Genomic DNA, 25,828 nt, shown 5'->3' with positions numbered 1-25,828 from the left:
GAATTCAACGCTCAGGACAGGCCGGGTCGGGTGCCGCTCGTCGTGAGCGTTGAATCCAGGTGCCGCGAACGCAGGACTCTCGCGCGTTGAACGTAGGACTCTCGCGGTCAGGTGGGGCGGGGGGCGGAGTCGCCCAGGACCTTCACGGCGGCGAGCCAGGCCGCGCCGGCGGCGCCCTCGGTGGCGACGGTGACGGGGGCCGAGGTGCGGGTGGTCAGTTCGAGCTTGAGGCGGGCACCCAGGGGTTGGGCGTGGACCAGGCTGCCCATGAGGACGATCGGCGAGCGGTCGTCGGCGGGGCGGGCGGACTCGGCCAGGTCGGCCAGGGTCTGCACGGCAGCGGTGATGATCCGGTCGGCTGACGGGGCCGTGGCATGCGCCGTCACGAGGGGCGCGTAGGTCGCCAGGGCGATCGGCGCGGCGTTGTTGGCCACCGTGATCAACCGCCGCCACTGGTCACGCCGGGGCACGTCGGGGATGTCCGCACGCGCCAGCACGGCGGTGGTCAGGTCGTCCGGCTCGTCCCGCTCCAACGCCACCAGCGCCGCCCGCACCGCCTCACGCCCCAGCCAGAACGCCGAACCCTCGTCACCCAGCAGCCAGCCGTACCCGCCGGCCGTCGACACCAGCTCGTGGTGCTCGATCCGGGCCGCGACCGACCCCGTCCCCGCCACCAGCACGGTCCCGTCGGGCGACGCCGACCCCGTCGCGAACGCCGCCTCGCAGTCCGTGATCACCCGCATGGGGCAGCGCAGCCCGGCCCCGGCCCACGCCGCCTCGAACAACGCCGCCACCGCCGGATCGCTGAGCAGCTTGCTCGACCCGGCCATGCCGAGCACTCCCGACTCGACCTTCGCCGGGTCCAACCCCTCCAACGCCGCCGTCAACGCCTGCCGGACGTGCGAGGCGGCCGTCTCCGGCGGGTGGGAGTTGGGGTTCGCGCCGCCGGCCACCCCGGCGCCCACCCGGGCGCCGTCCAGGTCGAGCACCAACGCCCGAGTGCTCGTGCCGCCCGCGTCCAGACCTACTACGAAACCCATTCGCCCGAGTATGCCCAGCACGAACGAGGTCCGGCACACCCAACCGGGTTGTGCCGGACCTGGCTCTCGGTCACAGCCGCAACAGCCGTCAGCGGACCACGAGCACCTGCGCACGGTCACCCGAGGCGTTGTGGTGGTGCAGGAGGAGCAGGCTGCCGTCGGACCCGCCCCGCCGCACCCGCAGCACCGCGCCCGGCTCCGCCACGAACGACACCCCGCCCTCGACCCCGAGCCCCGGCCGCAGCGGGTCGAACGCCATCGGCGTGTCGATCCGGTCCACGAACCCGTCCGCGTTGCCCGGCGCCGGGTAGTGCCCGGACATCACGACCGTGTAGGTCAACGGCGCGCTGCCGGCCGCCGGGTCGATGCCCAACGCGGTCAACGCCACCGGCAGCACCACCACGTCGCTGTCCATCAGGTTGGTGTCCACGTCGCCGTACTGGCCGTTGAGCGGCTGCTCGTCCACCACCTCGCCGTCCGCCTCGCGCACGGTCCGCGCCAGCCACACGTCCGCCGTCACGACCTCGCCGACGCTCGGCTTCACCGCGCTCACTGTGTAGTCGTGCGCACCGTCGCCGTTGGTGTCGATCCGGATCCCCGGGCTGGTGGCGATGCCGAGCGTGACCCAGTTGCGCCAGGTCACGACCCCGAACGCGAGCATCCCGTCACCGACACCCGCCCCGACGTACCGCAGGTCACCGCCCTTGGCCGACCCGTTGACCGCGCAGTCGGCCTGCGCCCCGTCCACGCAGTCGGGCAGCTCCGGGCTGGAGCCCTGCAACGCGAACGCGCTCACCAACGACCGGTAGGCCTCGTCGCCCTCGCCCTGGTCCAGCGCACGTCCGCCCAGCTCCACCGCGCCGTCACCGCGGTCGACCGCCTCCACGTCCGCGACCGGTTTCGGCGCCGCGTACACCGGCACCCTGAGCGTGCGGTCGCCGGACCGCACGAGCAGCCGGCCGGACGCCTCCGCCAGGAACTGCCGCGCCACGTCCGCCTGCACCTTCTCGATCGTCGGGTCGGCCACCTTCCGCAGCTCCTCGGGCGTCACGGTCAGCGTCACGTCGACCGACGCGGTCCCGCCCGGCGGCACGACGAGCACCGGCGGCCACACCTCGAACGTCGCGCCCGGCACGGTGGTCGCGGCCTGGTACGACACCCGAGCCGTGCGCACCGACGCCGACTTGTTCACCACCTCCACCGTCTTGCTCACCTCCACCGGCGACGCCGCCTCGACCGGCCCGAACGACACGCCCACCGTGCCCGGGTCGTCCGCGACCATGGCCAGCAGGTCGACGCCGACCGCGTCCAGCGCGTCCACCCGCCCCGCGCCGACCCGCATGGGCGCCTCGGGCGTGCCGGTGGTGTGGTCGTCGCCGTCGGTCACGTCACCGGTCGCGGTGTTCATGATCGCCGCCTTGACCTCCTCGACCGTCCACTCCGGACGGGCCTCGCGCACCAGCGCGGCGATGCCCGCCACGTGCGGCGCGGCCATCGACGTGCCGCCCATGCTCACCGCTTCGGCCCCCGTGCCGACCGACGCGGACAGGATCGTGTCACCCGGCGCGGCCACGTCCGGCTTGGCCGCCGTGGCGCCGCGCGACCCGCGCGAGGACGACGGCGTGATGGTGTCGGCCAGGGTCGGCGTCATCGTCGGCACGGCGTTGCGCAGGGAGCCGAGCATCCGCACCTGGAGCGTGCCGCCGGTCAACGCGGGCCGCACGGCGTCGGTCGCCGCACGGGTGAACTGGAACGCCGGGATGCCCGCGTTGCCCGCGATGGCCGCCTTGAAGTGCGCGCTGGTGGCGGTGAGCAGCACGCCCTCCGCGCCCGCCGCCTCGGCGTTGTCGGTCCGCGCGCCCGAGCCGCACTCGCGCGTCGCGTCGTCCTCGTCCCACTCCAACCACACGAACCTGCCGCTCAGGTCCTCGGCGATCGGCGCGCAACCGTCGAGGTTCTCCGGGTCGGACACCGGCACGACGGGCAGCGTCACGTCCAGCGCGCCGTACCCGGTGTAGCTCTTGCTGTACTGCCCGGACTGGCTGACGCCACCCACCTCGACCCCGTCGAGCAGCGCGAACGCGTCCCGCGTGTTGGCCACCGCCAACGCCTCGGGCGTGTTCGCGGGCGAGCCGCCGACGTCGTAGAGGTCGCCGCCGTTGCCCGCCGACGCGACCACCACCACGCCGTGCTCGACGACCTTGCGCACGAACAGGCTGTCCGGGTCGTCCTGGCCGGAGAAGTCGCCGCCCAGCGACAGGTTGACCACGTCGAGGTGGTCGCCGAAGTCGCCGTCGCCGTTCGGGTCGAGCGACCAGTCGAGGGCCTGCCCGACCAGCTCGGTCGCCCCCGTGCAGCCGAACACCTTCAACGCGTACAGCGACGCCTTCGGCGCGGTGCCGGGGCCGATCCTCATGGCGGCCAGGGCTTCGGGCGTCAACGTCGAGTAGTCGCCGGTGAACGGCGTGCCGTCGGCGTTCTCGCCGTACCCGGCGGCGGTGCCCGCGACGTGCGTGCCGTGGCTCTGGCAGTCCAGGGGGTTCGGGTCGGGCGCCGGCACCGCCTGCTCCGGCTTGGTCGAGTCGTAGGCGTCGCCCGCGAAGTCGTGGCCGCCGACGACCTTCGCGGTCGGCGTCCACGGCGCGGTGCGGTCGACGGCCTCGTAGGCGGCGGTGGTGCCGGGGCCGCCGAAGTCGGCGTGCGTGTAGTCGATGCCGGTGTCTATGACGCCGATGCGCAGGCCCTCGCCGTACCGGCCGGTGTCCCGCCACACCCGCACAGCTCGCGTCAGCTCGACCGCGCCCGCGTTGCGCACCGACTTCGGCACGGTCAGCCGCACGGACCTGACCTCGGGCAACGCGGTCAGCCCGCGCAGGCTCGCGGCGTCGGCGGAGACCACGACGCCCGGCACCGCGTTGCGCGTCTTGGCGATCTCCCGGGTGGCGGCGTCCTGGCCGCGCAACGCGGTGAGCACCCGGTCGGCCTGCACGTCGGCGTGCTGCCGGGCGGCCCGTGCGGCAGCCGCGGGGTCGTGCCCGCCGCGCGCCTTCTCGTCGCCGTACGCCCTGGCGGCCGGGGTCGTGGTCAGCTCGACGAACGCGGTGACCGGTCCGGTGGCGCGGCCGAGCGCCGTGCCGACCCGCTCGGACGACCCGCCGTCCGCGTGGTCGGCGCGGTTCGGCGGCAGCGGTCGGGCCGTCGGATCGGCTCCCGAGGCGCTGCCGACGAGGAGCGTGCCGAGCAGTGCCGCGGTCGTGGCGGCGGACGCCCACACCGCGCGGTGGAGTTTCATCGCGACCCTTCGTAACCGGGATTCATCGGACCACTAACTGGACAACCTCTAGACGAAGCCGCTAGAGAGCGCTATACATCCGATCTGTCGACCGGCTTTCGAGGAGGACCTGCCGTGCAGTTGCTGCGCCTGGGACCGTTGGGCTCCGAACGACCCGCCGTCCGTGCCGACGACGGCGTCACGTACGACTTGACGCCGGTGACCGACGACGTGACCGGTGCGTTCCTGGCCGACGACGGCATCGCCCGCACGCGGGCCGCGCTCGCCGCCGGGGAACTCCACCCGATCGTGGCCGACGGCGTGCGGATCGGGCCGCCGGTCGCGGGCGTCGGCAAGCTCGTCTGCATCGGCCTCAACTACCGCGACCACGCGGAGGAGACCGGCGCGCCGATCCCGGCCGAGCCGGTGATGTTCCTCAAGACGCCGGACACGATCGTCGGCCCCGACGACGAGGTGCTGGTGCCGCGCCGTTCGGTGAAGACCGACTGGGAGGTCGAGCTGGCCGTGGTCATCGGCCGCGAGGCCCGGTACCTCGAGTCCGCCGAAGAGGCCCTGACCTGCGTCGCCGGGTACGCGCTGTCCCACGACGTCAGCGAGCGCGAGTTCCAGCTCGAACGCGGCGGCCAGTGGGACAAGGGCAAGAACTGCGAGACGTTCAACCCGCTCGGCCCCTTCCTCGTGCCCGCGGACGAGGTCGGCGACCCGCAGGCGCTCGGCATGCGGCTGTGGGTCAACGGCGTGCCGCGGCAGGACTCGTCCACCAAGAACATGATCTTCCCGGTGGCCGAGCTGGTCCGCTACCTGAGCTGGTTCCTCGTCCTCCGACCAGGTGACGTCATCAACACCGGCACGCCCGCGGGCGTGGCGCTCGGCCACCCGGAGCCGAAGCCGTACCTGCGCGCGGGCGACGTGGTGGAGCTGGAGATCGACGGGCTGGGCCGGCAGCGGCAGACGTTCGGGCAGGCGTGAGATGGCCACGGGGGCGGACCTGACCGCGGTGGCGGACCGGATCATCGCGCTGGACGTGCTGGACATCCGGTTCCCGACCTCGCGGGAGCTGGACGGGTCGGACGCGATGAACCCCGACCCGGACTACTCCGCCGCGTACGTCGTGCTGCGCACGTCGGGCGGCCCGGAGGGCTACGGGCTGGCGTTCACCATCGGCCGGGGCAACGACGTGCAGGCCGCCGCGATCCGGTCGTTGGCGCACCACGTGGTCGGCCGGCCGGTGCCGGAGACCGCCGCCGACCTGGCCGCGTTGTCCGCGGAGCTGGTCGGCGACTCGCAGCTGCGGTGGCTCGGCCCGGAGAAGGGCGTCGCGCACATGGCGCTCGGGGCGGTGGTCAACGCCGCGTGGGACCTGGCGTCACGGCGCGCGGGACTGCCGCTGTGGCGGTTCCTGTCGGGCATGACGCCGGAGGAGATCGTCGGCCTGGTCGACTTCCGGTACCTGTCCGACGTGCTCACGCCCGACGAGGCGCTCGAGATCCTGCGGCGCGCGGAGCCGGGACGTGCCGAACGGGCTGAGGCGCTGGTCAGGGACGGCTACCCGGCCTACACGACGTCGCCGGGCTGGCTCGGTTACACCGACGAGAAGCTCGCGGGCCTGGCGCGGCAGGCGTTGGCCGACGGCTTCGACATGATCAAGCTGAAGGTCGGCGGCAGCCTGGACGACGACGTGCGGCGGATGAAGCTGGCCCGCGAGGTCGTCGGACCGGACGTGCGCATCGCGGTGGACGCCAACCAGCGGTGGGACGTCGGCACGGCCATCGCGTGGATGCGCGAGCTGGCGCCGTTCGACCCGTACTGGATCGAGGAGCCCACCTCCCCGGACGACGTGCTGGCGCACGGCGCGATCGCCAGGGCGTTGAGCCCGATCAGGGTCGCCACCGGCGAGCACGTGCAGAACCGGGTGGTGTTCAAGCAGCTGCTCCAGACCGACGCGATCGCCGTGCTGCAGCTGGACGCGTGCCGGGTGGGCGGCGTGAACGAGAACGTGGCGATCCTGCTGCTGGCGGCGAAGTTCGGCGTGCCGGTGTGCCCGCACGCGGGCGGCGTCGGCCTGTGCGAGCTGGTCCGGCACCTCGCGATGGTCGACTTCGTGGCGGTCTCCGGCACCGCCGACGGTCGCGTCCTCGAGTGGGTCGACCACCTGCACGAGCACTTCACCGACCCCGCCGTGGTGCGCGACGGCCGGTACGTCGCGCCCACCGAGCCCGGTTTCTCGGCCCGGCTGCGGGAGCGGACCCTGACCGACTACCGGTACCCCGACGGTCCGGTGTGGACCGAGTTGCAGGAGGAGCGGTGAGCGAGTTCGAAGGGCTGGTCGCGGTGGTGACCGGCGGCGCGTCGGGCATCGGCCTGGCCACCGCGCGGTTGTTGGCCGCCCGGGGCGCGACCGCGGTGGCGTTGGACCTGAACCCGCAGGTCGACCCCCCGCTGCACGGGATCAGGATGGACGTCGCCGACGACGCGTCGGTGCGCGCCGCGGTCGACGAGGTGGTCGAGCGGTTCGGCCGGCTCGACGTCGTGGTGAACAACGCGGGCGTCGGCGCGCAGGGTGACGTGACGGCGAACCCGGACGACGAGTGGCTCCGGGTGCTGGACGTGAACGTGGTCGGCATGGCCCGGGTCGCCCGCGCCGCGCTGCCGCACCTGCGGAAGTCGCCGGCCGCGGCGATCGTGAACACCGGCTCGATCGCGGCCTGGGCCGGTCTGCCGCAGCGCGCGCTGTACTCGGCGAGCAAGGGCGCGGTGCACGCGTTGACGCTGGCCATGGCCGCGGACTACGTGCGCGAGGGCATCCGCGTGAACGCGGTGGCCCCCGGCACGGCGGACACCCCGTGGGTGGGCCGCCTGCTCGACTCGGCGCCGGACCCGGCCGCCGAGCGGGCCGCGCTGGAGGCCAGGCAGCCGCACGGGCGGCTGGTCTCGGCGGACGAGGTCGCGGGTGCCATCGCCTACCTGGCCGGTCCGCTCTCCGGTTCCACCGCCGGCACCGTCCTCGCGGTCGACGGCGGCATGCACGGTCTGCGGTTGCGCCCGAAACCCTGAACGGATCGAGGGGACCATGAAGCGTCTCAGCATCCTCACCGCGCGTTGTCCCTCACGATGACCACCGCCTGCGGCTCGGCGGGCGCGGCACGCTGGTGGGTGCGTTGTCCGGGGTGCTGATTCGGGCTGGTGGAGGACACCCTGCGGCTGCTGAGCGTCAGCGGGTTCTACGTCAACGCGTCGTACGGCGCGGTGATCATCGTGGCGGTGGTGACCCGCTTCGCCACGGGGAAGGTGCAGGAGTGATTCCCCTGTCCCGGTTGGGGTTCGGCGGCGGACCGATCGGCAACCTGTACGCCGAGGTGTCCGATGTGGACGCTTTCGGCGCGTTGGAGGCCGCCTGGGACGCCGGCGTCCGGTACTTCGACACCGCGCCGCACTACGGGCTGGGCTTGTCGGAGCGGCGGATCGGCGCGTTCCTGGCGGGTCGGCCGCGTGACTCGTTCGTCGTCTCCACGAAGGTCGGCCGGGTGTTGGAGCCGGGGTTCGGCGACGGCGACGACATGGCGAACGGGTTCGCGGTGCCCGCGACGGCGTGGCGGCGGTGGGACTTCAGCGCGGACGGCGTGCGGCGGTCGTTGGAGTCCTCTTTGGACCGACTGGGGCTGGACCGGGTCGACGTGGTGTACGTGCACGACCCGGATTCGCATGGGGAGCAGGCGGTTTCCGAGGCCGTGCCCGCGTTGCTGGGGCTGCGGTCGGAAGGCGTCATCGGGGCGGTCGGCGTGGGGATGAACCAGTGGGAGATGCCCGCGCGGTTCGTCCGGGAGACCGAGTTGGACGTGGTGCTGCTGGCCGGGCGGTACACCGTGCTGGAGCAGGGCGGGGCGGCGCTGCTGGACCTGTGCGCGTCGCGTGGCGTGTCGGTGGTGGCGGCGGGGGTGTTCAACTCCGGGCTGCTGGCCCGGCCCGACGTCGGCTCGACGTACGACTACCGGGCCGCGCCGGAGTCGTTGGTGCGGCGTGCCCGTCGGATCGCCGCCGTCTGCGCGCGGCACGGCGTGACGTTGCCGCAGGCGGCGGTGTCGTTCCCGTTCCGGCACCCGGCGGTGGTGTCGGTGCTGTTGGGCGTCCGGACGGCGGCGGAGATGCGGGCCGCCGTCTTCCCCTCGCCGGCGCCGGACGCGTTGTGGGACGACCTGCGCGAGGAGGGCTTGCTGGCGTCGTGATCCTTCCCGGCGCGGTGGCCCGGGTGTACGGTGTGGCGCGGTAAGAGCAAACCCTGGTCAGCGCCAGGTTGGTGGTTGGAGCGTGCTGGCCGTCCCGCGCATGCGCGGGTACGGACACCGTGAGGACAACCACACATGAACGAAGAGCTCATTTCCCTGTTCCGCGAGCACGTCGCGGCTCTCGTCCCGTTGCCCGAGGTCGACGCGGCGGCGTCCCGGATCGCGGCGGCGGTGGGCGGCTCCAGCCCTCACCTGCCCGTGACCGCGCTGGTCGCCGGCGCCTACCAGTGCCTCCTCCGCCGCATGCCGCGGTCGGAGGCCTTGCGTTCGGTGGCACGTGCGTTCCACGAGCCGATCCGCCCTTATGTGCACGATGGCACCCAGGCTGCCCTGGACGCCGCCGACGACCCGTTCGCCGTGATCACCGACATGTCCAAGGACCGCGAGGAGAACTACTTCGGCGACGACTTCGCCTTCACCCGCTCCGAGTCCGCCTCCCACTACCACGTCGACGTCCACCGCTGCTTCTACGTGCGCGTCCTCGCGGTCGCCGGCGTTCCCGAGCTGGGAGAGGTGTTCTGCGACTTCGACGCCGCGTGGATCGACGCCATCGACCCCGACCGCCACCGCGTGGCCTTCCGACGACCGACCACCATCGCCCGCGGCGGCTCCACCTGCCCCTTCCACTTCGACCGCACCTAACCGCGAGAGTCCTACCTTCACGCCGCGAGAGTCCTACGTTCGGAACACCTGAGTTCAACGCCCAGAACACGGTCGGCGGGCGTCACGCCAGGTCGGACAGCCACTGCTCGACGCCCGCCACGTGCACCGTCGACCACGAACGGGCCAGTTCGGGCTGGTGCGCGGCCAGGGCGTCGACGATGGCGCGGTGCTCGGCGACGGTCCGGTCCACCGCGCCGCCCTGCGTGATGCCGCGCCAGATGCGGACCCGCACGGTCGGGCCGGCGAGGGTGTCCAGCAGTTGGGCCAGGTAGGCGTTGCCCGAGCCCTGCGCGACGGCGCGGTGGAACTCCAGGTCGTGCTCGACCAGTTCCTCCACCGACCGCGCGGACTCGGCGGCGTCGCACAGCGCCCGCAGCTCCGCGACCTCGTCCGGCCCGACCCGCTGCGCCGCCATCGCCGCGGCGGCCGGTTCGAGGATGCGGCGCACCTGCAGGACCTCCAGCACGGAGTCCTCACCGCGGTGCAGGTCGAGCACGAACGACAACGCGCCGAGCAGGTCGTCGGCACGCAGGCTGGACACGTACGTGCCGTCACCCTGTCGCACGTCCAGCACCCTGACCAGCGACAACGCCTTGACCGCCTCACGCAGCGAGTTCCGCGACAGCCCGAGTCGCTCGGCGAGGTCGGCCTCGCGCGGCAGTCGGTCGCCCGGCTTCAGCTCACCCGAGACGATCATCTCCTTGACGCGCAGGATGGCGTCGTCGGTAACTGCCACGGCGGTCCTCGACTCGTCAGCTAGACCTCGGATGTCTGGCGCCAAGTATGGGCCACGCCGAAGCGCCACGCGGCCAACCCGCCGTGCGGCGAAACATTCACCCATCTCTACTCTATTCGGTTATCTTATAACCATACGTGACGGCGTCCGCCACTTCCGGCCATAATGGTCTGGACCATTTGAGGAGGGACCTTGGACACGGTTGTCGCAGCTCCGCGAGCACTGCTCGGTCGGACCATCACCGGTCCCGTCAGCCTGAGGTTCAGGGCAGGCCGGATCGTCGAGGTCGTCGCGGGTTCACCACCCGACGGCGCCGAGGTGCTGACCGACGGCCTGCTCACCCCGGGCCTGGTGGACGTGCAGGTCAACGGGGCGGTCGGGGTCGACTTCGCCGAGGTGGACCCCGAAGGCATGGCCGAGGTGGCGAGAGCGCTCCCACGAACGGGGGTGACCCGGTTCCTGCCGACCTTGATCACCGCGCCGGTGCCGGTCGCGATACGTCAGGCGCACGCCGTGCTGGCCGCGTCGGCGACCCTGCCGCCGCACGCGGGCGCCAGGCCGCTCGGCGTGCACCTGGAAGGGCCGTTCCTGTCGCCGAAACGCGCGGGCGTGCACGACCCGGCGCTGATGGTGCCGCCGGGCCCGGCCGAGATCGACATGCTGCTGGACGACGGGGTGCTGCGCCGCGCGTTGCGCATGGTGACGCTGGCCCCCGAGCAGCCGGGTGGCCTGGACGCCGTGCGCAGGCTGGCGGCGGCGGGAGTGCTGGTCGCGGTCGGGCACAGCGACGCGACGGGTGAGCAGACCAGGGCCGCCGCCGAGGCGGGCGCCCGCATGGTGACGCACCTGTTCAACGCCCAGCGCCCGCTCGGCCACCGCGAGCCGGGCGTGCCGGGCGTGGCGCTGGTGGACGACCGGTTCACGTTGGGGCTGATCGCGGACCTGGCGCACGTCGGCCCGGACGTCTGCCGGCTGGTCTTCAACGCCGCCGGGCACCGGGTCGCGCTGGTCACGGACGCCGTGGCCGCTGCGGGCATGCCGCCGGGCCGCTACCAGCTCGGCGGCGCGGACGTGCTGCTGACCGAGGACGGCGTGCCTCGGTCGCCGGAGGGCACGATCGCGGGCAGCGCGCTGACGCTGGACCTGGCCGTGCGCAACATCGTGTCGGTGGGCGTGGACCCGGCGGACGCGCTGGCGTCGGCGACCGTCGTCCCGGCCGACGCGATCGGCGAGCCGACGTTGGGCCGGCTCGAGGTCGGCGCCGTGGCGGACCTGGTCTGGTGGGACGACGACCTCCGGCCGCGCAAGGTGTGGGTGGACGGCGAGGTGGTGTTCGACCGTGCGACGGCGTACGAGAACGCGGCGGTCGGCGTGGCCGCCGCGGGCCAGTAGCCGGACGAGGGGAGAGGCCCGAGGGATGCGTCCCTCGGGCCTCTCCGTGTGCTCAGCGTTGAATTCAGGTGTTCCGAACGTAGGACTCTCGCGACGCGAACGTAGGACACGCGCGACGCGAACGTAGGACTCTCGCGGGGTCAGCGGGTGCGGGTGACCTTGTTCAGGCCGCGCGGGTTGTCGGGGTCGCCGCCGCGGGCCAGGGCCAGGCCGTGGGCCAGGCGCTGGATCGGGAGGATCTCCAGGATCGGCGCCACCTCCTCCGCCGTCTCGGCGACCGGGACGCGCAGCGCCGCCGAGACCTTGTCGGACGCCGAACCGACCGCCAGCACGTCCGCCCCACGCCCGTGCACGGCGTCCAGGACGTCGTGCAGGGCGTCACCGCCCTTGCCCGAGCTGGTCACCGCCAGCACGGCCGTCTCCGCGTCCACCGCCGCCACCGGCCCGTGCAGCAGGTCCGCCCCGCTGTACGCCCGCGCCGCCAGGTACGACGTCTCGGCCAGCTTCAACGCCGACTCCAACGCCGTCGGCAGCGAGTAGCCGCGCCCGGTGGTCAGCACCCGGTCCACGAACCGGTACCGCTGCACCGCCTCGGCCACCGCGTCCGCCGAGGAGTCCAACGTCGCCCGCGCCAGGTCGCCGAGGCCCGAGGCGGCCGAACCGTCACCACCCCGGATCCCGTCCACCAGCAGGTACAGCGCCAGCAACGTCGCCGAGTACGTCTTCGTCGCCGCCACGGCCCGCTCCACGCCCGCGCCGACGTCCACCGCCAGCTCGGCCGCGCCGTTCAACGGCGACGACGAGGTGTTCGTCACCGCCACCGTCAGCGCACCGCGCGCGCGAGCCGACTCGGTCACCTCCAGCAGGTCCGGCGACCCGCCGGACTGCGACACCGCGACCAGCAGCACGTCGCGCAGGTCCGGCTGCGCCCCGTACAGCGTGGTCGTGGACGGCGACACCAGCCCGGCGGGCAGCTCCAGCAGCACCTCGGTCAGGTACTTCGCGTACAGCGCCGCGTGGTCGCTCGACCCGCGCGCCGCCAGCAGCACGAACCGCGGCCGGCGCTCGGCGATCACCGAGGCGACCGACGCGATGGCGTCCCGCCTCGCGAACAGGTCGGCGAAGATACCCGGCTGCTGGTCGATCTCGGCCGCCATGTGCCTGCCGGGCTGGTGGTCGGTCATCGGAGTTCCCCTGTCGGTTCAGGTTCGGCTGACGGCGTGGAGGTGGCGGCGGCGATGCGCTCGGCCGCGGCCCGCAGGCACACCCGTGAACCGCCGTGGGTGTCCACGCGGGCGGCGGCGCCCAGGTCAGGCCCCGGCACGCCCGTCTCGACGTGCACAAGGTCTAGACCAATAGTACCCAGCGACGACACCAGCTCGCGAGCCCACGCGTGGCGGTGTGCCTCACGCGTCACCACGACGACCGGACGTCCGGCGGCCAGCGACGCGATCTCGCGCGCGGACGTCGCCGCCACCACCGAGGTACCCGGAACGAGCTCCGCCAAGTACGGCCCGAGCCCCCACGGCACGTCGCCGACCGCGATCGACGGCTCCACCGCCAGGTCCACGACCACCGGCGGCCCGGACAGCGCCAACGTGCCGCGCACCTCCAGCGCCCGCCGTGCCGCGACGAGCCCCAGCTCCGGGTCGTGCGCCTCCGCGGACGTCGCCGGAGCACCCAGCGCGGCCGTCCGCCGTGCCGCCTCCTCCAGTCGCTCCAGCGGCAGCGCGCCCGACTCCACGGCCGCCACGATGCTGTCCACCAGCCACTGCAGCCCGTCGTCGTCCAACGGCTCGCCGCCCAGGCACAGCGCGTCCACCCCGGCCGCCAACGACCGCACCGACCCCTCCGCGAGGTCTCCGCCGACGGCCTTCATGTCCAGCCCGTCGGTGATGACCGCGCCGGTGAACCCCAGCTCCTCCCGCAGCACCCGCACCGCCACCGGGTTCAGCGTCGCCGGCGCCGGACCCCACTGCGGCACGACGAGGTGCCCGGTCATGATCGACCGCACCCCCGCAGCCACGGCCGCGCGGAACGGCACGAACTCGACCGACGCCAGCTCCGCCGGGGTCCGCGGCAGCACCGGCAGCGCCGCATGGGAGTCCACAGTGGACGCGCCGTGGCCGGGGAAGTGCTTGGCGCACGCCGCCACCCCGACCGCCTGCAGGCCCTCCACGAACGCCGCCACGTGCGCGCCCGCCGCCACCGGGTCCGACCCGAACGACCGCACGCCGATCACCGGGTCCTCCAACGTCAGCACGAGGTCCGCCGACGGCGCCAGGTTCAGGCTCACCCCGCACGCCGCCAGCCGCGCCCCGATCGACGCCGCCACCGCCCGCGTCAGCCCCACGTCGTCCGCCGCGCCCAACGCGTGGTTGCCCGGCACCTCCGACCCGTGGCCCGCGTCGAGGCGGGTGACGTCGCCGCCCTCCTCGTCGATCCCGATCACGACGTCCGCCCGCGCGCCCCTCAACTGGGCGTTCAGGGCTGTGACCTGGGCATCGTCCACTACGTTCCGCCCGAACAGCACGACACCGCCGAGCCCGTCGGCCACCCTCTTCAGCAGCCAGTCCGGCGCGGCGGTCCCGTGGAACCCCGGCAGCAGCACACCCGACGCGAGCCGGTGCAACGACATGCGGTCCTACCCCTTCACCGCACCGGCCGTGACACCGGTGACCATCTTGCGCTGCACGATCAGGAAGAACACCAGCACCGGCAGGGTGAACAGCGCCGACGCGGCCATGGCGCCACCCCAGTCCGTGCCGAACGCGGTCTGGAACCCCGACAGCCACACCGGCAGGGTCTCCTTGGTCTGGTCCTTGACCAGCGACAACGCGAACAGGAACTCGTTCCACGCGGTCACGAACGCGAACACCGACGTGGCCACCAGGCCCGGCCCGAGCAGCGGCAGCGTGACCCGGCGGAACGCGCCCCACCGGCCGCAGCCGTCCACCATCGCCGCCTCTTCGAGCTCCAGTGGGATGCCGTTGACGAACCCGCGCAGCGTCCACGCGCAGAACGGCAGCGTCACCGCGAAGTAGATCAGCGCCAACGCCGGCAGCCGGTCGAGCAGGTCGAGGTCGCGCATCATCAGGAACATCGGGATCAGCAGCGCCTCGAACGGCGCCATCTGCGCCACCAGCAGCATCATCACGAAACCCTTGCGGCCCCTGAACCGCATCCGCGACAACGCCAGCGCGGCCAGCAGGCCGATCACGATCGACGCCAGCACCGCGCTCAACGTCACCAGCAGGCTGTTGCCCAGCGAGTTCAGGAACCCGGGCTTGGCCCACGCGGTGGCGAAGTTCGAGCCCGTCACCGAGAACGGGACCAGGTCGTAACCGCTGGTCAGCAGGTCCTTGCGCGGCTTGAGCGCGGTCGCGACCATCCAGTACGTCGGGAACGCGAAGAACAGCGCCACTACCAGCGCGACGACGTTCCCCGTGACCTTCCTGGCGGAGGAACCCTTCTTCGTGATCACAGCTCGCCCTCCTGGGACCGGACCAGCCTGCGCAGGTACTGGAACGTGAGCAGCCCGAGCAGCGCGACCATCACCACGGACACCGCGGCGGCCACGCCGAAGTGGCTCTTCGAGATGCCCTCCAGGTACTGGTAGACGGGCAGCGTGGTGCTGCCGCCGTCCGGGCCGCCCTTGCGCATCGCCCAGATCTGCGCGAACACCTTGAAGTCCCACAGCAGCGACAGGAACGTCACCATCAGCAACAACGGCCGCAGCTCCGGCCACGTCACGGCGCGGAACGTCTGCCACGCCGACGCGCCGTCGATGCCCGCCGCCTCGTACTGGTCCTTCGGGATCCCGATGGCGCCGGCGTACAGCGAGAACGCCAGGAACGGCACCGCCTGCCACACGATCAGCAGCCCGATCACGGCCAGCGTCGACGTGCCGGTGGAGAACCACGAGAACCCGGCGAAGCCGTCGAAACCCAGCTTGACCAGGGTCTTGTTCAGGATGCCGTACTGCTGGTCGAAGATCCACTGGTAGACCGTGGTGGCCGCGAGCAGCGGCATCGCCCACGCCAGCAGCATCGCGACCTGCAGCACGATCCGCACGACCGGGCTGATCTGCCGCATCAGCAGCGCGATCAGCAGGCCCGCGAGGATCGACACGACGACGACGATCCCGGTGAACACCACGGAACGCACCGTGATGCCCCAGAACTCCGGGTCGCCCAGGATCTCGGTGTAGTTGTCCAGACCGGTCCACACGACCTCGCCGCGGGTCAGCTCGCGCAGGTTCAGCTTGCGGAAGCTGGTCACCAGGACGGAGAGGACGGGCCAACCGATCAGCCAGAGGATGGCCACCACGGCGGGGGCCAGCAGCAGGTAGGGCAGCGCCCGGTCGAAGGCGCCGCCCCGACGGCGCGGCGCGCCGTCCGGTGCGGCACGCCGCGGTGCCGACGAGGAGCTCGTCGGCACCGCGGCGTCGGTCGTGTGCACGGCCGTCATCCGATCGTCATCCGGCCAGGGTCTTCGACAAGGCCGTGTTGGCGTCGGACGCGGCCTGGTCCAGCGGCTTCGCGCCGGTCAGGTACGCCGTCAGCATGTCCTTCAGCGGGTTCTGGCCCGCCTCGACCGCGGCCCACGACGGCGTGGTCGGGGTGACCTTGCCGTTCGGGGCGGACTCGGCCAGCGCCTTGCCGATCGGGGTGGTGGCCAGCTTCGACGTGTCGGTCGAGGTGCCGGGCACCGCGCCGCCCTCGGCCAGCATGCCCTGGTACTTCGCCGAGCTGAGCAGCTTCAGGTACTCCTTGGCCAGGTCGGCGTTCGTGCTGCCGGCCGGGATGGCGAGGTTCGAACCGCCGAGGAACACCGGGGCGGTCTTGCCCGCGGTCTTCGACGGGATCGCGAACGCCGAGGTCTTCTCCTTCAGGTCGGCGTTGGCCTTGACCGCACCCGCGAGCTCCCACGGCAGGCCGATCATCATGCCGACCTTGCCCGTGGCGAACACCTCCATCTGCTGCGGGGTGGCCTCGTCCGCGTCCTTCGGCGCCTTGGTGCCGGAGGTGTCGACCAGCTTCTTGTAGAACTCCAGGCCGGCCTTGGCCTGCGGGGTGTCGAGCGCGCCCGCCCAGGCGGAGCCCTGGGGCTTCGCGACGTCGCCGCCCTCGTCCCAGATGAGGGACAGCAGCACGTACCAGGACTGGCCCGGCAGGTAGAGGGGCTGGAAGTCCGGGTCGGCCGCGTTGGCCGCCTTCAGCTTCTCGATCGCGGCGATCCACTCGTCACGCGACTTCGGCGCGGCGGTGATGCCCGCGGCCTCGAACAGGTCGGTCCGGTAGATGACCGTGCGGTTCGCGGCGTAGAACGGCACGCCGTACTTCTTGCCGTCCCAGGTCAGCGAGTCCTCGAGGCCGCCGAGCCACTGGTCGCCGTTGAGCCCCGAGGCGTCCGCGCTGAGGTCGGTCAGCGTCTCCTCGGCCGCGAACTTCGCCGTCTGGGTGTTGCCCAGCTCGATGACGTCCGGCGGGTTGTTGCTGGTCAGCGCGGTGGTCAGCTTCTCCTGGATGCCGTTCCACTTCTGGATCTCGTACTTGACGGTGACGCCGGGGTGCGAGTCCTGGAACTCCTTGTTCAGCGCGTCGGTCAGGGTGGTCGGCGCCGAGCCGTCCATCAACCAGACCGTCAGCGTCTTGGGTTCTCCGGAGTTTCCGCTGCCGCCGTCGGAGCTCGTGCCACATCCGGCCACGGCCACCGCGAGTGCGGCGGCACCTACGGCCAGTCCTCTCCAGCCCTTCACGTTGTGCGCCCTTTCCCCATGCCCCGATCCCGCGACCGGAACTCCAAAGTGGTGTAGACCAATGCGGCCTAGAGTGTGCCTCGCCACAGGGCATGTCAAGGCCGTTGCTGGACCGTTGCAAAGTCATCGGATCATTTTCTTGGCGCTTGTCGGGGGTTCGGGCGCACGATCCGACGAGGACAAGGCATCCTGTGTCTGGGAGCGCTGGCAAGGTCGGCTGGCAAGGGGCGAGGAGGAAGGCATGCTCGAGACGAGCCCTGCGACTGGCGTGGACGCCAGGACTCGCGCGCAGCGCGAGCCGAAGTACTGGGGACTCAAGCGGCATCTGCTCGACCTCCTGCGCGCGTTGCCGCCCGGATCGCCGATCCCGACGGAACGTTCGCTGGCGGCGGAGTTCGACGTGTCGCGCACGACGGTGCGGCAAGCGCTTGCCGAACTGACCGTGGAGGGTCGGTTGCTGCGCGTGCAGGGCAAGGGCACGTTCGCCGCGGAACCCAAGGTGGCGCAACGGCTCCAGCTGTCGTCGTACACAGAGGACATGAAGGCCCAGGGCAGGCAGCCGTCGTCGCGGTTGATCGAGGCGTCGGAGATGCCCGCCGAGGCCGAGCTGGCCAGGCTGCTCGGCGTGCGTGCGGGCGCGAAGGTGCTCCGGCTGCACCGGCTGCGGCTGGCCGACGGCGAGCCGATGGCGATCGAGACCACGCACCTGGCGCTGGGCCGGTTCCGCGGTCTGCGGCGCTACCTCGCGCCGGGCGCGTCGCTGTACCAGGTGCTGAGGGAGCGGTTCGGCGTCGAGATGGGGCACGCGGAGGAGACCATCGAGACGGCGCTGGCGTCGCCGGAGGAGGCGGAGCTGCTCGGGGCCGACATCGGCCTGCCGATGCTGCTGCTGTCGCGGCACTCGTTCGACACGGAGGGCAACCCGGTGGAGTGGGTGCGCTCGGTGTACCGGGGGGATCGCTACAAGTTCGTGGCGACCCTGAACCGGCCCGCCGGCTAGGCCCTGACGCCGCCCGGCCGGGACGCGGGACCGGGCGGCGTCATTCGCGCTTGCGGAAGTGCGAGCGCGATGCCCGAGCGGGCGGAACAAGATCCGCGTCACGACGGTCGGGGGTGCTCCGGCTCGGCCTGTGGACAACTGCGAGAGCAGAATGGTCCTGTGGCGGAAACTGTGGTGTGGGGCACGGGCCGGGCGAAGGCCGTGCTGGCGACGACCATCCTCGGGTCGGGCATGGCGATGCTCGACAGCACGATCGTCAACGTCGCGCTGCCCCGCATCGGCGCCGAGCTCGAAGCCTCCGTGGCCGGCCTCCAGTGGATCCTCGACGGCTACCTGCTGGCACTGGCCTCGCTGATCCTGATCGCGGGCTCGCTCGGCGACCGGTACGGCCGCCGCCGGGTCTTCACCTTCGGCGTGCTCTGGTTCGGCGCCGCGTCCCTGCTCTGCGGCCTCGCGCCGACCACCGAACTGCTCGTCGTCGCACGCGTGCTGCAGGGCATCGGCGGCGCACTGCTGACCCCCGGCTCGCTCGCCATCCTCCAATCGGTGTTCGCCCGCGCCGACCGCGGCCGGGCGATCGGCGCGTGGTCCGGCCTGTCCGGCGTCGCCACGGCGATCGGGCCGCTGCTCGGCGGCCTGCTGGTGCAGGCCTGGTCGTGGCGGCTCGCGTTCCTGATCAACCTGCCGATCGCGGCGCTGTGCGTGTGGCTGGCCCGCCGGCACGTGCCCGAATCCCGCGACGAAACCCTCACCGGCCGCCCGAACATCGGCGAGTCGGCCATCGGCGCGATCGGCCTCGCCGGCATCACCGGCGCGCTGGTCGAGGCCCCGGTTCGGGGCGCCGACGCGCTCGTGGTCACGGCCGGGGTGGTCGGCGTGGTCGGCCTGGTGGCGTTCGTCGTGCTGCAACGCCGGGGCAGCGACCCGCTGGTGCCGCCCCAGCTGTTCGCCAACCGGACGTTCGTGCTGTCCAACGCCCTGACGTTCCTCGTCTACGCGGCCCTGGGCGGGGTGATCGTGCTCATGGTGCTGCAGCTGCAGGTGTCGCTGCACTACTCGCCGACGGCGTCCGGCCTGGCCAGCGTGCCCATCACGCTGATCCTGCTCGCCCTGTCCGCGCGCTCCGGCGCGCTCGCCCAGCGGATCGGGCCGCGCGCCCAACTCGTCGGAGGACCGGTCCTGATCGGCGTCGGCATGCTGATGCTGCGCTGGGTCGAGCCGGGCGCGGGCTACTGGACCGGTGTGCTGCCCGGCCTGCTGGTGTTCGGCTTCGGCCTCGCGGCCGTGGTCGCGCCGGTGACGGCGACCGTGCTGGCCGCCGCGCCGGACCGGTACGCGGGGGTCGCCTCGGGCGTGAACAACGCCGTCGCCCGCACCGGCAGCCTGGTCGCGGTGGCCGTGCTGCCGGCCGTGGCGGGCCTGACCGGCGCCCAGTACGCCGACCCGACCGCGCTCACCGAGGGCTGGCAGACGGCCCTGCTGGTGTGCGCGGTCGCGTCGGTCGTCGGCGGGCTGATGGCCATCGGCGTGGACAACCGCGTCCTGGAACCGACCCCCGAAGTGCCCGAGTGCCACAGCTGCGGCATCGACGGCCCGCCCGCGCGGGTGCCCGAGCCACTCGGAGATCCCGAGTGACTCAGAGGTAGCGGGCGAACACCTCGGGGTCGACGTTCCCGCCGGACAGCACGGCCACTGTCGGGCCGGAGGACGGCCGCGCGAGGTGGGCGGCCACGGTCACCGCGCCGCTGGGCTCCACCACGAGCCGCGCCCGCCGGGCCAGCACGCCGACCGCCTCGCCGATCTGCTCCTCGGACACCGTCACGATGTCGTCCACGTAGGCGCGCAGGTGCTCGAACGTCAGCTCGGACGGCTCGGCGCGCAGCCCGTCGGCGATCGTCCGGGCCCGGTCGCCCGCCGGCCACCGGACCAGCGTGCCTGCCCGCAGCGACTCGGCCGCGTCACCGGCCAGCTCCGGCTCCACCCCGACCACCCGCGTGGACGGGCTCAGCGCCTTCACCGCCGTGGCCACGCCCGAGATCAGCCCGCCGCCGCTGACCGGCACCAGCACCGTGGCCACGTCCGGCTTGTCGGCGATCACCTCCAGCCCGACGGTGCCCTGACCTGCGATGACGTCCGGGTGGTCGAACGGCGGGATCAGCGTCGCGCCCCGTTGCGCCACCAGCTCGGCGGCCCGCGCCTCCCGCGCCGCCATCGGCACCTGGACGACCTCGGCGCCGTGCGAGAGGGTCGCTTCGACCTTGACCCGCGGCGTGTCGTCCGGCACGACGATCACCGCGGGCACGCCGAAGAGCTTCGCCGCGTAGGCGACGGCCTGGGCGTGGTTCCCGCTGGAGTAGGCGACGACGCCGCGCGCCCGCACGTCCTCGGTCAGCCGCGCCAGCGCGTTGTACGCGCCGCGGATCTTGAACGCGCCGACCGGTTGCAGGCTCTCCGGCTTGAGCCACAACCCGTCGTCGAACCGCAGCAGGGGAGTGCGGACCGCCGCGCCCTCGATGCGGTCGGCGGCGGCCCGGATGTCGGAGATCGTGACGAGTCCCATGCGTCGATCCTCACCCCTGCGGCGGTGTGATGAGTACACGGGTCGTTACCGGAACTCCTCCTGCCTCACCCACCTGGGCCAACAACATTCACACGTCCGTGGCTTCCTTGACCGAATCGCTTACTTCTGGCAAAACCGCCCGAATCGGTGATCGACTCACTACCTTGAGTGAGAGTTAACTGTCAAACGCTACACAGCGCAGTCATGTCGGCGTGTCCTGTGACACACTTCGCCCTCAGATGGCTCGGGCCGTAACAGGTCACGGAGTCATAACGTCGCTCGAACGGGTGAGTACTGGTCGGTAGAGATCGGGAGGAGTGCCATGCGGGACACGCGAGCGCTGTCCTTGCCGGGTGCTTCGCCGGGCTCCGCCACGGACTTGAGGACTCGGACCCGGGCGACGACACGGGCGAGAAGTAAAGGGGTGGGGCGACCCCTGCCGCCGCCCCACCACCCGTCCCCCTAGAGCCCCCGAGAGCGGTCCCTGCAACCAGGCTCTCGGGTTCCCTGCACCCGAAGATGAGGGAGACGCCTAATGAACCGCACGAGTGCGGTCCGCCTTGCCACGGCCGTCCTGCTGGCCACCGGCACGGCTACAGCTCTCAGCGTACCGGCCGTCGCGGCGCCTGCCGCCCCCCATGGCGCAAGCCCGGCCGACACGGAGAGCTACCCCGCCGAGTTGCTCCAAGCGGCGCAACGTGACCTGGGCCTGACCGCCGAACAGGTCACCGCCCGTTTGGCGAGTGACACCCGGGCGGGTGAGGTCGAGTCCGCGGCGCGGTCCGCGGTCGGCAGCGCCTACGCGGGCTCGTGGATCAACGCGGCGACCGGCAAGCTGGTGGTCGCGGTGACCGACTCGGCGAAGGCGGGCGCGGCCCGTGCCACGGGCGCCGACGCCAAGTACGTCGCCTTCTCCCACCAGCAGCTGACCGGCGCGAAGTCGACGATCGACACCCTCTCGGCGCCGTCGTCGATCACCGGCTGGCGGGTCGACGAGCAGACGAACTCGGTCGTCGTCGAGGTCAACCGCTTCCAGCGGGACGCGGCGGCGGAGGCGTTCCTGGCCTCGGCCAAGTCGGTCAGCCCGGCGGTCCGGGTGGTCGAGGTCGACCACAGCCCGACCACGCTGTACGACACCCGCGGTGGTGACGCCTACTACATGGGTGGCGGGCGTTGCTCGGTCGGCTTCTCGGTCACCGCGGGTGGCTACGTGACGGCGGGCCACTGCGGCCGCACCGGCACCGCGACCCAGGGCTACAACCGCGTCACCTCGGGCTCGTTCGCCGGCTCGTCCTTCCCCGGCAACGACTACGCCTGGGTGCGGACCAACTCCAGCTGGACCTCGCGCCCGTGGGTCAACCGCTACAACGGCACCAACGTCGTGGTGAAGGGCTCCTCGGAGGCCGCCATCGGCGCGGCGATCTGCCGTTCCGGCTCCACCACCGGCTGGCGCTGCGGCACGGTCCAGGCCAAGAACCAGACGGTCAACTACGCGCAGGGCGCGGTCTACGGCATGACGCGCACCAACGCGTGCGCCGAGCCCGGTGACTCCGGCGGCTCGTGGGTGGCGGGCAGCGGCTACGGCCAGGCCCAGGGCGTGACCTCCGGCGGTTCGGGCAACTGCTCCTCCGGCGGCACGACCTTCTTCCAGCCGGTCAACGAGATCCTCAGCGTCTACGGCCTGCGGCTCGCGATCGGCTGACCCCCGGGTCAGCGCGTGGCCGTCCCTGCCGGCCGCGCACCGCTTGAAGAACGCCCCCGGGCCGTCGGCCCGGGGGCGTTCGGCGGTGTCAGGTCAGCCGGAGCTTCAACCGGGCCGCGGCGGCGCGCGGGTCCTCGGCCTCGGTGACGGCCCGCACGACCACGACCCGCTCCGCGCCCGCCGCCAGCACCTCCGGCAGCCGGTCGGCGTCGATGCCGCCGATGGCGAACCACGGCCGGTCGGTCGTGCCCGCCGTGGCGCGCACGAGGTCGAGGCCCGGCGCGGCCCGGCCCGGCTTCGTCGGCGTCGGCCAGCACGGCCCGGTGCAGAAGTAGTCCACCCCGGGCTCGACGGCCGCCGCGCGCGCCTGCCCGACGTCGTGCGTGGAGCGGCCGACCACCACGTCGTCGCCGACGACCCGGCGCGCGAGCGGCACCGGCAGGTCGTCCTGCCCCAGGTGCAGCACGTCGGCGTCCACGGCGAGCGCCACGTCCGCCCGGTCGTTGACCGCGAGCAGCGCGCCGTGCCGCGCGCACGCCTCGGCGAGCACCTCCAGCGCCGCGATCTCCTGCTTGGCTTCGAGGACCTTGTCCCGCAACTGCACGATGTCGACGCCGCCCGCGAGCGCGGCGTCCGCGAACTCGGCGAGGTCTGGTCGCGCGGGCGTGCAGAGGTAGAGCCGCGCGTCGGCGAGCCGCCGCCTGATCTGCGTTCCGTCGAGTCCTGGCACGGGCGGCACGGTAACCGCCCGCGCGTTCCGTGCGCTACGGTGGACGTGGTCCGCACGGGAGCCTGGAACACACCGGGCTGAGAGGGAGCGTGGTTCGCTCCGACCGTCGAACCTGATCCGGGTCATGCCGGCGCAGGGAGCGTGAGTGCCTTGGCAATGCGAGTGACCGTCCTCGGCGGTGGCGTCATCGGGCTGTCCACGGCCTGGTACGCCGCGCGCGCCGGTCACGCGGTGGAACTCGTCGACCGCGGTTCGCCGCACGGCGGTTCGTGGGTCGCGGGCGGGATGCTCGCGCCGATCACCGAGGCGTGGCCCGGTGACGAGGACGTGCTGGCGCTCGGCGTCGAATCGCTGGCGCTGTGGCCCGAGTTCGCGCGTGCGCTCGGCGTCGGGCTGAGTCCCGCGGGCACGTTGGCGGTGGCGGTCGACCGGGCCGATGTCGAGGTGCTGGACCAGTTGTGCGCCTACCTGGGCCGGATGGGACGGTCGGCGTCCCGGTTGACCGGTCGTGAGCTGCGCGCGCTGGAGCCCGGTCTGGGCCAGGTCCGAAGTGGACTGTCGGTGCCCGGTGACGTCGCCGTGGACAACCGGGCGTTGCTGCGCGCGTTGCGGGAGGCGTGTGCCGGCAGCGGTGTCGTGTTCGCGGCGGAGCCCGGTGCGGAGTCGGACGTGACGGTGATCGCGGCCGGCGCGTGGAGCCGCGACCTGCACCCACTGCTGCGCGACGTGATCCGGCCGGTGAAGGGCGAGATCCTGCGGCTGTCGGCTCGGCCCGGCGCGCTGCCGCCGCCCCGGCACACGATCCGCGCCCACGTCTCCGGCCACCCCGTCTACCTGGTGCCGCGCGAGGGCGGGTTCGTGCTGGGCGCCACCCAGTACGAGGCCGGTTTCGACGGTGACCCGACCGTGGGCGGCGTGCGCGACCTGCTGCGCGACGCCGAGGTGGTGTGGCCGGGCATCGCCGAGTACGCGCTCGCCGAGGTCGCCGCCGGGTTCCGCGCGGGCAGCCCCGACAACGCGCCGGTGATCAAGTGGCTGGAACCCGGCGTGCTGGCCGCCACCGGCCACCACCGCAACGGTCTGCTGCTCGCGCCCGTCACGGCGCGGCGGGTGCTCTCCCTGCTCCGCGAAGGAGGAAACAGTCGGTGAAGGCGAAGGTCAACGGTCTGGAGCGGGAACTGGCCGACGGGTCGACCGTCGCCACCGTGCTGGCGCTGCTCGACGCGCCACCCCGCGGTGTCGCTGTCGCGCTGGACGGCGAGGTGGTGCCGCGCGCCGCGTGGGGGACGACGGTGCTGCCCGACGGGGCCGCGGTCGAGGTTCTGACCGCCGTGCAGGGAGGGTGACGTGGACGACCCGTTGGTGATCGCCGGACGCGAGTTCGGCTCGCGCCTGGTCATGGGCACCGGTGGCGCGGCGAACCTGTCGGTTTTGGAACGCGCGCTGGTGGCGTCCGGCACGGAGCTGACGACGGTCGCGATGCGGCGCCTGGACTCGTCCGGTGGCGGCGTGCTCGACCTGCTGGGCCGGCTGGGCATCCCGGCGCTGCCGAACACGGCCGGCTGCCGCACCGCCGCGGAGGCCGTGCTGACGGCTCGGCTGGCGCGGGAGGCGTTGGGGACGGACTGGGTGAAGCTGGAGGTCGTCGCCGACGACCAGACCCTGCTGCCCGACCCGGTGGAGCTGCTCGACGCGGCGGAGAAGCTGGTCGACGACGGGTTCGTGGTGCTGCCCTACACGTCCGACGACCCGGTGCTGGCGGTGCGCTTGGAGCAGATCGGCTGCGCCGCCGTCATGCCGCTGGGCTCGCCCATCGGGACGGGGCTCGGGATCCGCAACCCGCACAACATCGAGCTGATCGTGTCGCGCGCGTCCGTGCCGGTGATCCTGGACGCGGGCGTGGGCACGGCGTCGGACGCGGCGTTGGCGATGGAGTTGGGCTGTTCGGCCGTGCTGCTGGCGACCGCCGTGACCAGGGCGCAGGACCCCGAACGGATGGCGGCGGCGATGCGCGCGGGTGTGGAGGCCGGTCGGCTGGCCAAGCTGGCGGGGAGGATCCCGAAGCGGTTCTGGGCGCACGCGTCGAGTCCGGCAGTGGGGTGATTGCGGGGCACGGCATGATGGATGCTCATCGTGTCCGTCTGCCCGAGGAGGAGTGCCGTGACGGCCGACCAGGTCGAGGACGCCACCGCCCGGCTGTACCTCGCGATCGGCAGGCTATCCCGGCTGCTGCGGCGCACGGGGTCGCCCGGGCTCGGGCCGGGTGCGGTGTCGGCGCTGGCCACGTTGGCGCGGTGCGGTCCCATGCGGTTGGGCGACCTGGCCGCCAAGGAGGGCGTCGCGCCGCCGACGTTGTCGCGGATCGTGGCGGCGCTGGTGGAGGCCCGGTACGTGCGGCGCGAGCCCGACCCGCAGGACGGGCGGGCGTGGCTGGCGACGCCGACGCCGGAGGGCGTGACGATGGTGTCGGGCGTGCGGTCGGCGCGGGTGCGCGAGCTGCAGCGGCGGATCGAGGAGCTGGCGCCGGAACACCGTGACGCGCTCGTCAACGCCCTGCCGGCGCTGGAGGAACTGGTCGGCGAGGTCGGCTGACCGGAGGTCGTCCACAGCCGGCGCGCACGAGCTCGGAATCGTCGTACCCGTGTGGCAGGGTAAAAGCAGGGGGTCCC

At 72.7% G+C, this 25,828-nt stretch carries 23 protein-coding genes and 1 riboswitch; of the genes, 13 read left to right on the top strand and 10 right to left on the bottom strand.

Annotated elements, in window-relative coordinates:
• Nucleotides 1–107: 107 nt before the first annotated feature.
• Both AB0H12_RS10150 and AB0H12_RS10145 read right to left on the bottom strand, forming a co-directional pair.
• A complete protein-coding gene (locus AB0H12_RS10150; protein WP_499622276.1) occupies nucleotides 108–1,040 on the bottom strand; it encodes an N-acetylglucosamine kinase in 933 nt (310 codons plus the stop codon).
• A gap of 88 nt (nucleotides 1,041–1,128) precedes the next feature.
• Nucleotides 1,129–4,332 carry a S8 family peptidase gene (locus tag AB0H12_RS10145; protein WP_499622274.1) on the bottom strand — a complete coding sequence of 1,068 codons (3,204 nt, stop codon included), beginning with the start codon at nucleotides 4,330–4,332 and terminating at the stop codon, nucleotides 1,129–1,131.
• A 114-nt stretch (nucleotides 4,333–4,446) separates the two neighbouring features.
• Here AB0H12_RS10145 and AB0H12_RS10140 point away from each other — a divergent pair, with 114 nt between their 5' ends.
• The 5 genes from AB0H12_RS10140 (at nucleotide 4,447) to AB0H12_RS10120 (ending at nucleotide 9,257) form a co-directional block, all read left to right on the top strand.
• On the top strand, nucleotides 4,447–5,301 hold the full coding sequence (locus AB0H12_RS10140) for a fumarylacetoacetate hydrolase family protein (RefSeq protein WP_499622273.1): 855 nt from the start codon (nucleotides 4,447–4,449) through the stop codon (nucleotides 5,299–5,301).
• A 1-nt stretch (nucleotide 5,302) separates the two neighbouring features.
• Nucleotides 5,303–6,640: an enolase C-terminal domain-like protein gene (locus tag AB0H12_RS10135; RefSeq protein ID WP_499622272.1), complete on the top strand. Its 1,338-nt coding sequence runs from the start codon at nucleotides 5,303–5,305 to the stop codon at nucleotides 6,638–6,640.
• The gene (locus tag AB0H12_RS10130) at nucleotides 6,637–7,386 is read left to right on the top strand and encodes an SDR family NAD(P)-dependent oxidoreductase (RefSeq protein ID WP_499622271.1); all 750 of its coding nucleotides are present in this window, start codon (nucleotides 6,637–6,639) and stop codon (nucleotides 7,384–7,386) included. Before AB0H12_RS10135 ends, AB0H12_RS10130 begins: the two co-directional genes overlap by 4 nt.
• Nucleotides 7,387–7,628: 242 nt before the next feature.
• Complete coding sequence (locus AB0H12_RS10125; protein WP_499622270.1) at nucleotides 7,629–8,555, top strand: aldo/keto reductase; 927 nt, start codon at nucleotides 7,629–7,631, stop codon at nucleotides 8,553–8,555.
• A 135-nt stretch (nucleotides 8,556–8,690) separates the two neighbouring features.
• Nucleotides 8,691–9,257, top strand: a complete 567-nt coding sequence (locus AB0H12_RS10120; protein WP_499622269.1) for an L-2-amino-thiazoline-4-carboxylic acid hydrolase — start codon at nucleotides 8,691–8,693, stop codon at nucleotides 9,255–9,257.
• A gap of 82 nt (nucleotides 9,258–9,339) precedes the next feature.
• On the opposite strand, the gene AB0H12_RS10115 is transcribed toward AB0H12_RS10120, so the two are convergent.
• Nucleotides 9,340–10,014, bottom strand: coding sequence for a FadR/GntR family transcriptional regulator (locus tag AB0H12_RS10115; RefSeq protein ID WP_499622267.1), 675 nt, complete (start codon nucleotides 10,012–10,014; stop codon nucleotides 9,340–9,342).
• Nucleotides 10,015–10,206: 192 nt separating this feature from the next.
• On the opposite strand from AB0H12_RS10115, the gene nagA reads away from it, so the two are divergent.
• The gene (gene nagA / locus AB0H12_RS10110) at nucleotides 10,207–11,406 is read left to right on the top strand and encodes an N-acetylglucosamine-6-phosphate deacetylase (protein WP_499622265.1); all 1,200 of its coding nucleotides are present in this window, start codon (nucleotides 10,207–10,209) and stop codon (nucleotides 11,404–11,406) included.
• A 140-nt stretch (nucleotides 11,407–11,546) separates the two neighbouring features.
• Here the strand turns inward: nagA and AB0H12_RS10105 are convergent, their stop codons facing one another.
• The 5 genes from AB0H12_RS10105 to AB0H12_RS10085 are packed head-to-tail and all read right to left on the bottom strand — an operon-like array spanning nucleotide 11,547 to nucleotide 17,167.
• Nucleotides 11,547–12,590, bottom strand: a complete 1,044-nt coding sequence (locus AB0H12_RS10105; RefSeq protein ID WP_499622264.1) for an SIS domain-containing protein — start codon at nucleotides 12,588–12,590, stop codon at nucleotides 11,547–11,549.
• Nucleotides 12,587–14,044 carry a glycoside hydrolase family 3 protein gene (locus AB0H12_RS10100; RefSeq protein ID WP_499622262.1) on the bottom strand — a complete coding sequence of 486 codons (1,458 nt, stop codon included), beginning with the start codon at nucleotides 14,042–14,044 and terminating at the stop codon, nucleotides 12,587–12,589. The genes AB0H12_RS10105 and AB0H12_RS10100 overlap by 4 nt, the downstream gene beginning before the upstream one ends.
• Nucleotides 14,045–14,050: 6 nt before the next feature.
• Nucleotides 14,051–14,890 carry a carbohydrate ABC transporter permease gene (locus tag AB0H12_RS10095; RefSeq protein WP_499622261.1) on the bottom strand — a complete coding sequence of 280 codons (840 nt, stop codon included), beginning with the start codon at nucleotides 14,888–14,890 and terminating at the stop codon, nucleotides 14,051–14,053.
• Entirely contained in the window at nucleotides 14,887–15,876 is a 990-nt protein-coding gene (locus AB0H12_RS10090; protein WP_499622260.1) for a carbohydrate ABC transporter permease, read from the bottom strand. Before AB0H12_RS10090 ends, AB0H12_RS10095 begins: the two co-directional genes overlap by 4 nt.
• A 7-nt stretch (nucleotides 15,877–15,883) precedes the next feature.
• The gene (locus AB0H12_RS10085) at nucleotides 15,884–17,167 is read right to left on the bottom strand and encodes a sugar ABC transporter substrate-binding protein (RefSeq protein WP_499622259.1); all 1,284 of its coding nucleotides are present in this window, start codon (nucleotides 17,165–17,167) and stop codon (nucleotides 15,884–15,886) included.
• A gap of 241 nt (nucleotides 17,168–17,408) precedes the next feature.
• Between AB0H12_RS10085 and AB0H12_RS10080 the strand changes: the two genes are divergently transcribed.
• Complete coding sequence (locus AB0H12_RS10080; RefSeq protein WP_230569723.1) at nucleotides 17,409–18,167, top strand: GntR family transcriptional regulator; 759 nt, start codon at nucleotides 17,409–17,411, stop codon at nucleotides 18,165–18,167.
• A gap of 159 nt (nucleotides 18,168–18,326) precedes the next feature.
• Nucleotides 18,327–19,802: an MFS transporter gene (locus AB0H12_RS10075; protein ID WP_499622258.1), complete on the top strand. Its 1,476-nt coding sequence runs from the start codon at nucleotides 18,327–18,329 to the stop codon at nucleotides 19,800–19,802.
• A gap of 1 nt (nucleotide 19,803) precedes the next feature.
• Here AB0H12_RS10075 and AB0H12_RS10070 read toward each other — a convergent pair whose 3' ends face one another.
• Nucleotides 19,804–20,727, bottom strand: a complete 924-nt coding sequence (locus tag AB0H12_RS10070) for a threonine ammonia-lyase (protein WP_499622257.1) — start codon at nucleotides 20,725–20,727, stop codon at nucleotides 19,804–19,806.
• A gap of 535 nt (nucleotides 20,728–21,262) precedes the next feature.
• Between AB0H12_RS10070 and AB0H12_RS10065 the strand changes: the two genes are divergently transcribed.
• Nucleotides 21,263–22,429, top strand: coding sequence for a S1 family peptidase (locus tag AB0H12_RS10065; protein ID WP_499622255.1), 1,167 nt, complete (start codon nucleotides 21,263–21,265; stop codon nucleotides 22,427–22,429).
• 88 nt (nucleotides 22,430–22,517) lie between these two features.
• On the opposite strand, the gene thiE is transcribed toward AB0H12_RS10065, so the two are convergent.
• The gene (gene thiE, locus AB0H12_RS10060) at nucleotides 22,518–23,159 is read right to left on the bottom strand and encodes a thiamine phosphate synthase (RefSeq protein WP_499622254.1); all 642 of its coding nucleotides are present in this window, start codon (nucleotides 23,157–23,159) and stop codon (nucleotides 22,518–22,520) included.
• 44 nt (nucleotides 23,160–23,203) lie between these two features.
• Nucleotides 23,204–23,315, top strand: a riboswitch (TPP riboswitch).
• On the opposite strand from thiE, the gene thiO reads away from it, so the two are divergent.
• Genes thiO through AB0H12_RS10040 form a run of 4 tightly spaced genes read left to right on the top strand, consistent with a single transcriptional unit; the run spans nucleotide 23,316 to nucleotide 25,751 of the window.
• Nucleotides 23,316–24,308 (top strand): glycine oxidase ThiO, encoded by a 993-nt coding sequence (gene thiO / locus AB0H12_RS10055; RefSeq protein WP_499622529.1) that lies wholly within the window; start codon nucleotides 23,316–23,318, stop codon nucleotides 24,306–24,308. It begins immediately after the preceding riboswitch.
• Nucleotides 24,305–24,505, top strand: coding sequence for a sulfur carrier protein ThiS (thiS, locus tag AB0H12_RS10050; protein WP_499622253.1), 201 nt, complete (start codon nucleotides 24,305–24,307; stop codon nucleotides 24,503–24,505). Before thiO ends, thiS begins: the two co-directional genes overlap by 4 nt.
• Nucleotide 24,506: 1 nt before the next feature.
• Nucleotides 24,507–25,262 carry a thiazole synthase gene (locus AB0H12_RS10045; RefSeq protein WP_499622252.1) on the top strand — a complete coding sequence of 252 codons (756 nt, stop codon included), beginning with the start codon at nucleotides 24,507–24,509 and terminating at the stop codon, nucleotides 25,260–25,262.
• Between the two features lie 57 nt (nucleotides 25,263–25,319).
• Complete coding sequence (locus AB0H12_RS10040) at nucleotides 25,320–25,751, top strand: MarR family winged helix-turn-helix transcriptional regulator (protein WP_230569728.1); 432 nt, start codon at nucleotides 25,320–25,322, stop codon at nucleotides 25,749–25,751.
• Nucleotides 25,752–25,828: the final 77 nt, after the last annotated feature.

The sequence above is a fragment of the Actinosynnema sp. NPDC023794 genome (genome assembly GCF_040639675.1).
In the GTDB taxonomy this organism is placed as follows: Bacteria; Actinomycetota; Actinomycetes; order Mycobacteriales; family Pseudonocardiaceae; genus Actinosynnema; species Actinosynnema luteola.
Note: the sequence above shows the minus strand (reverse complement) of the source record. Positions and strands in the feature narration are given on the sequence as shown.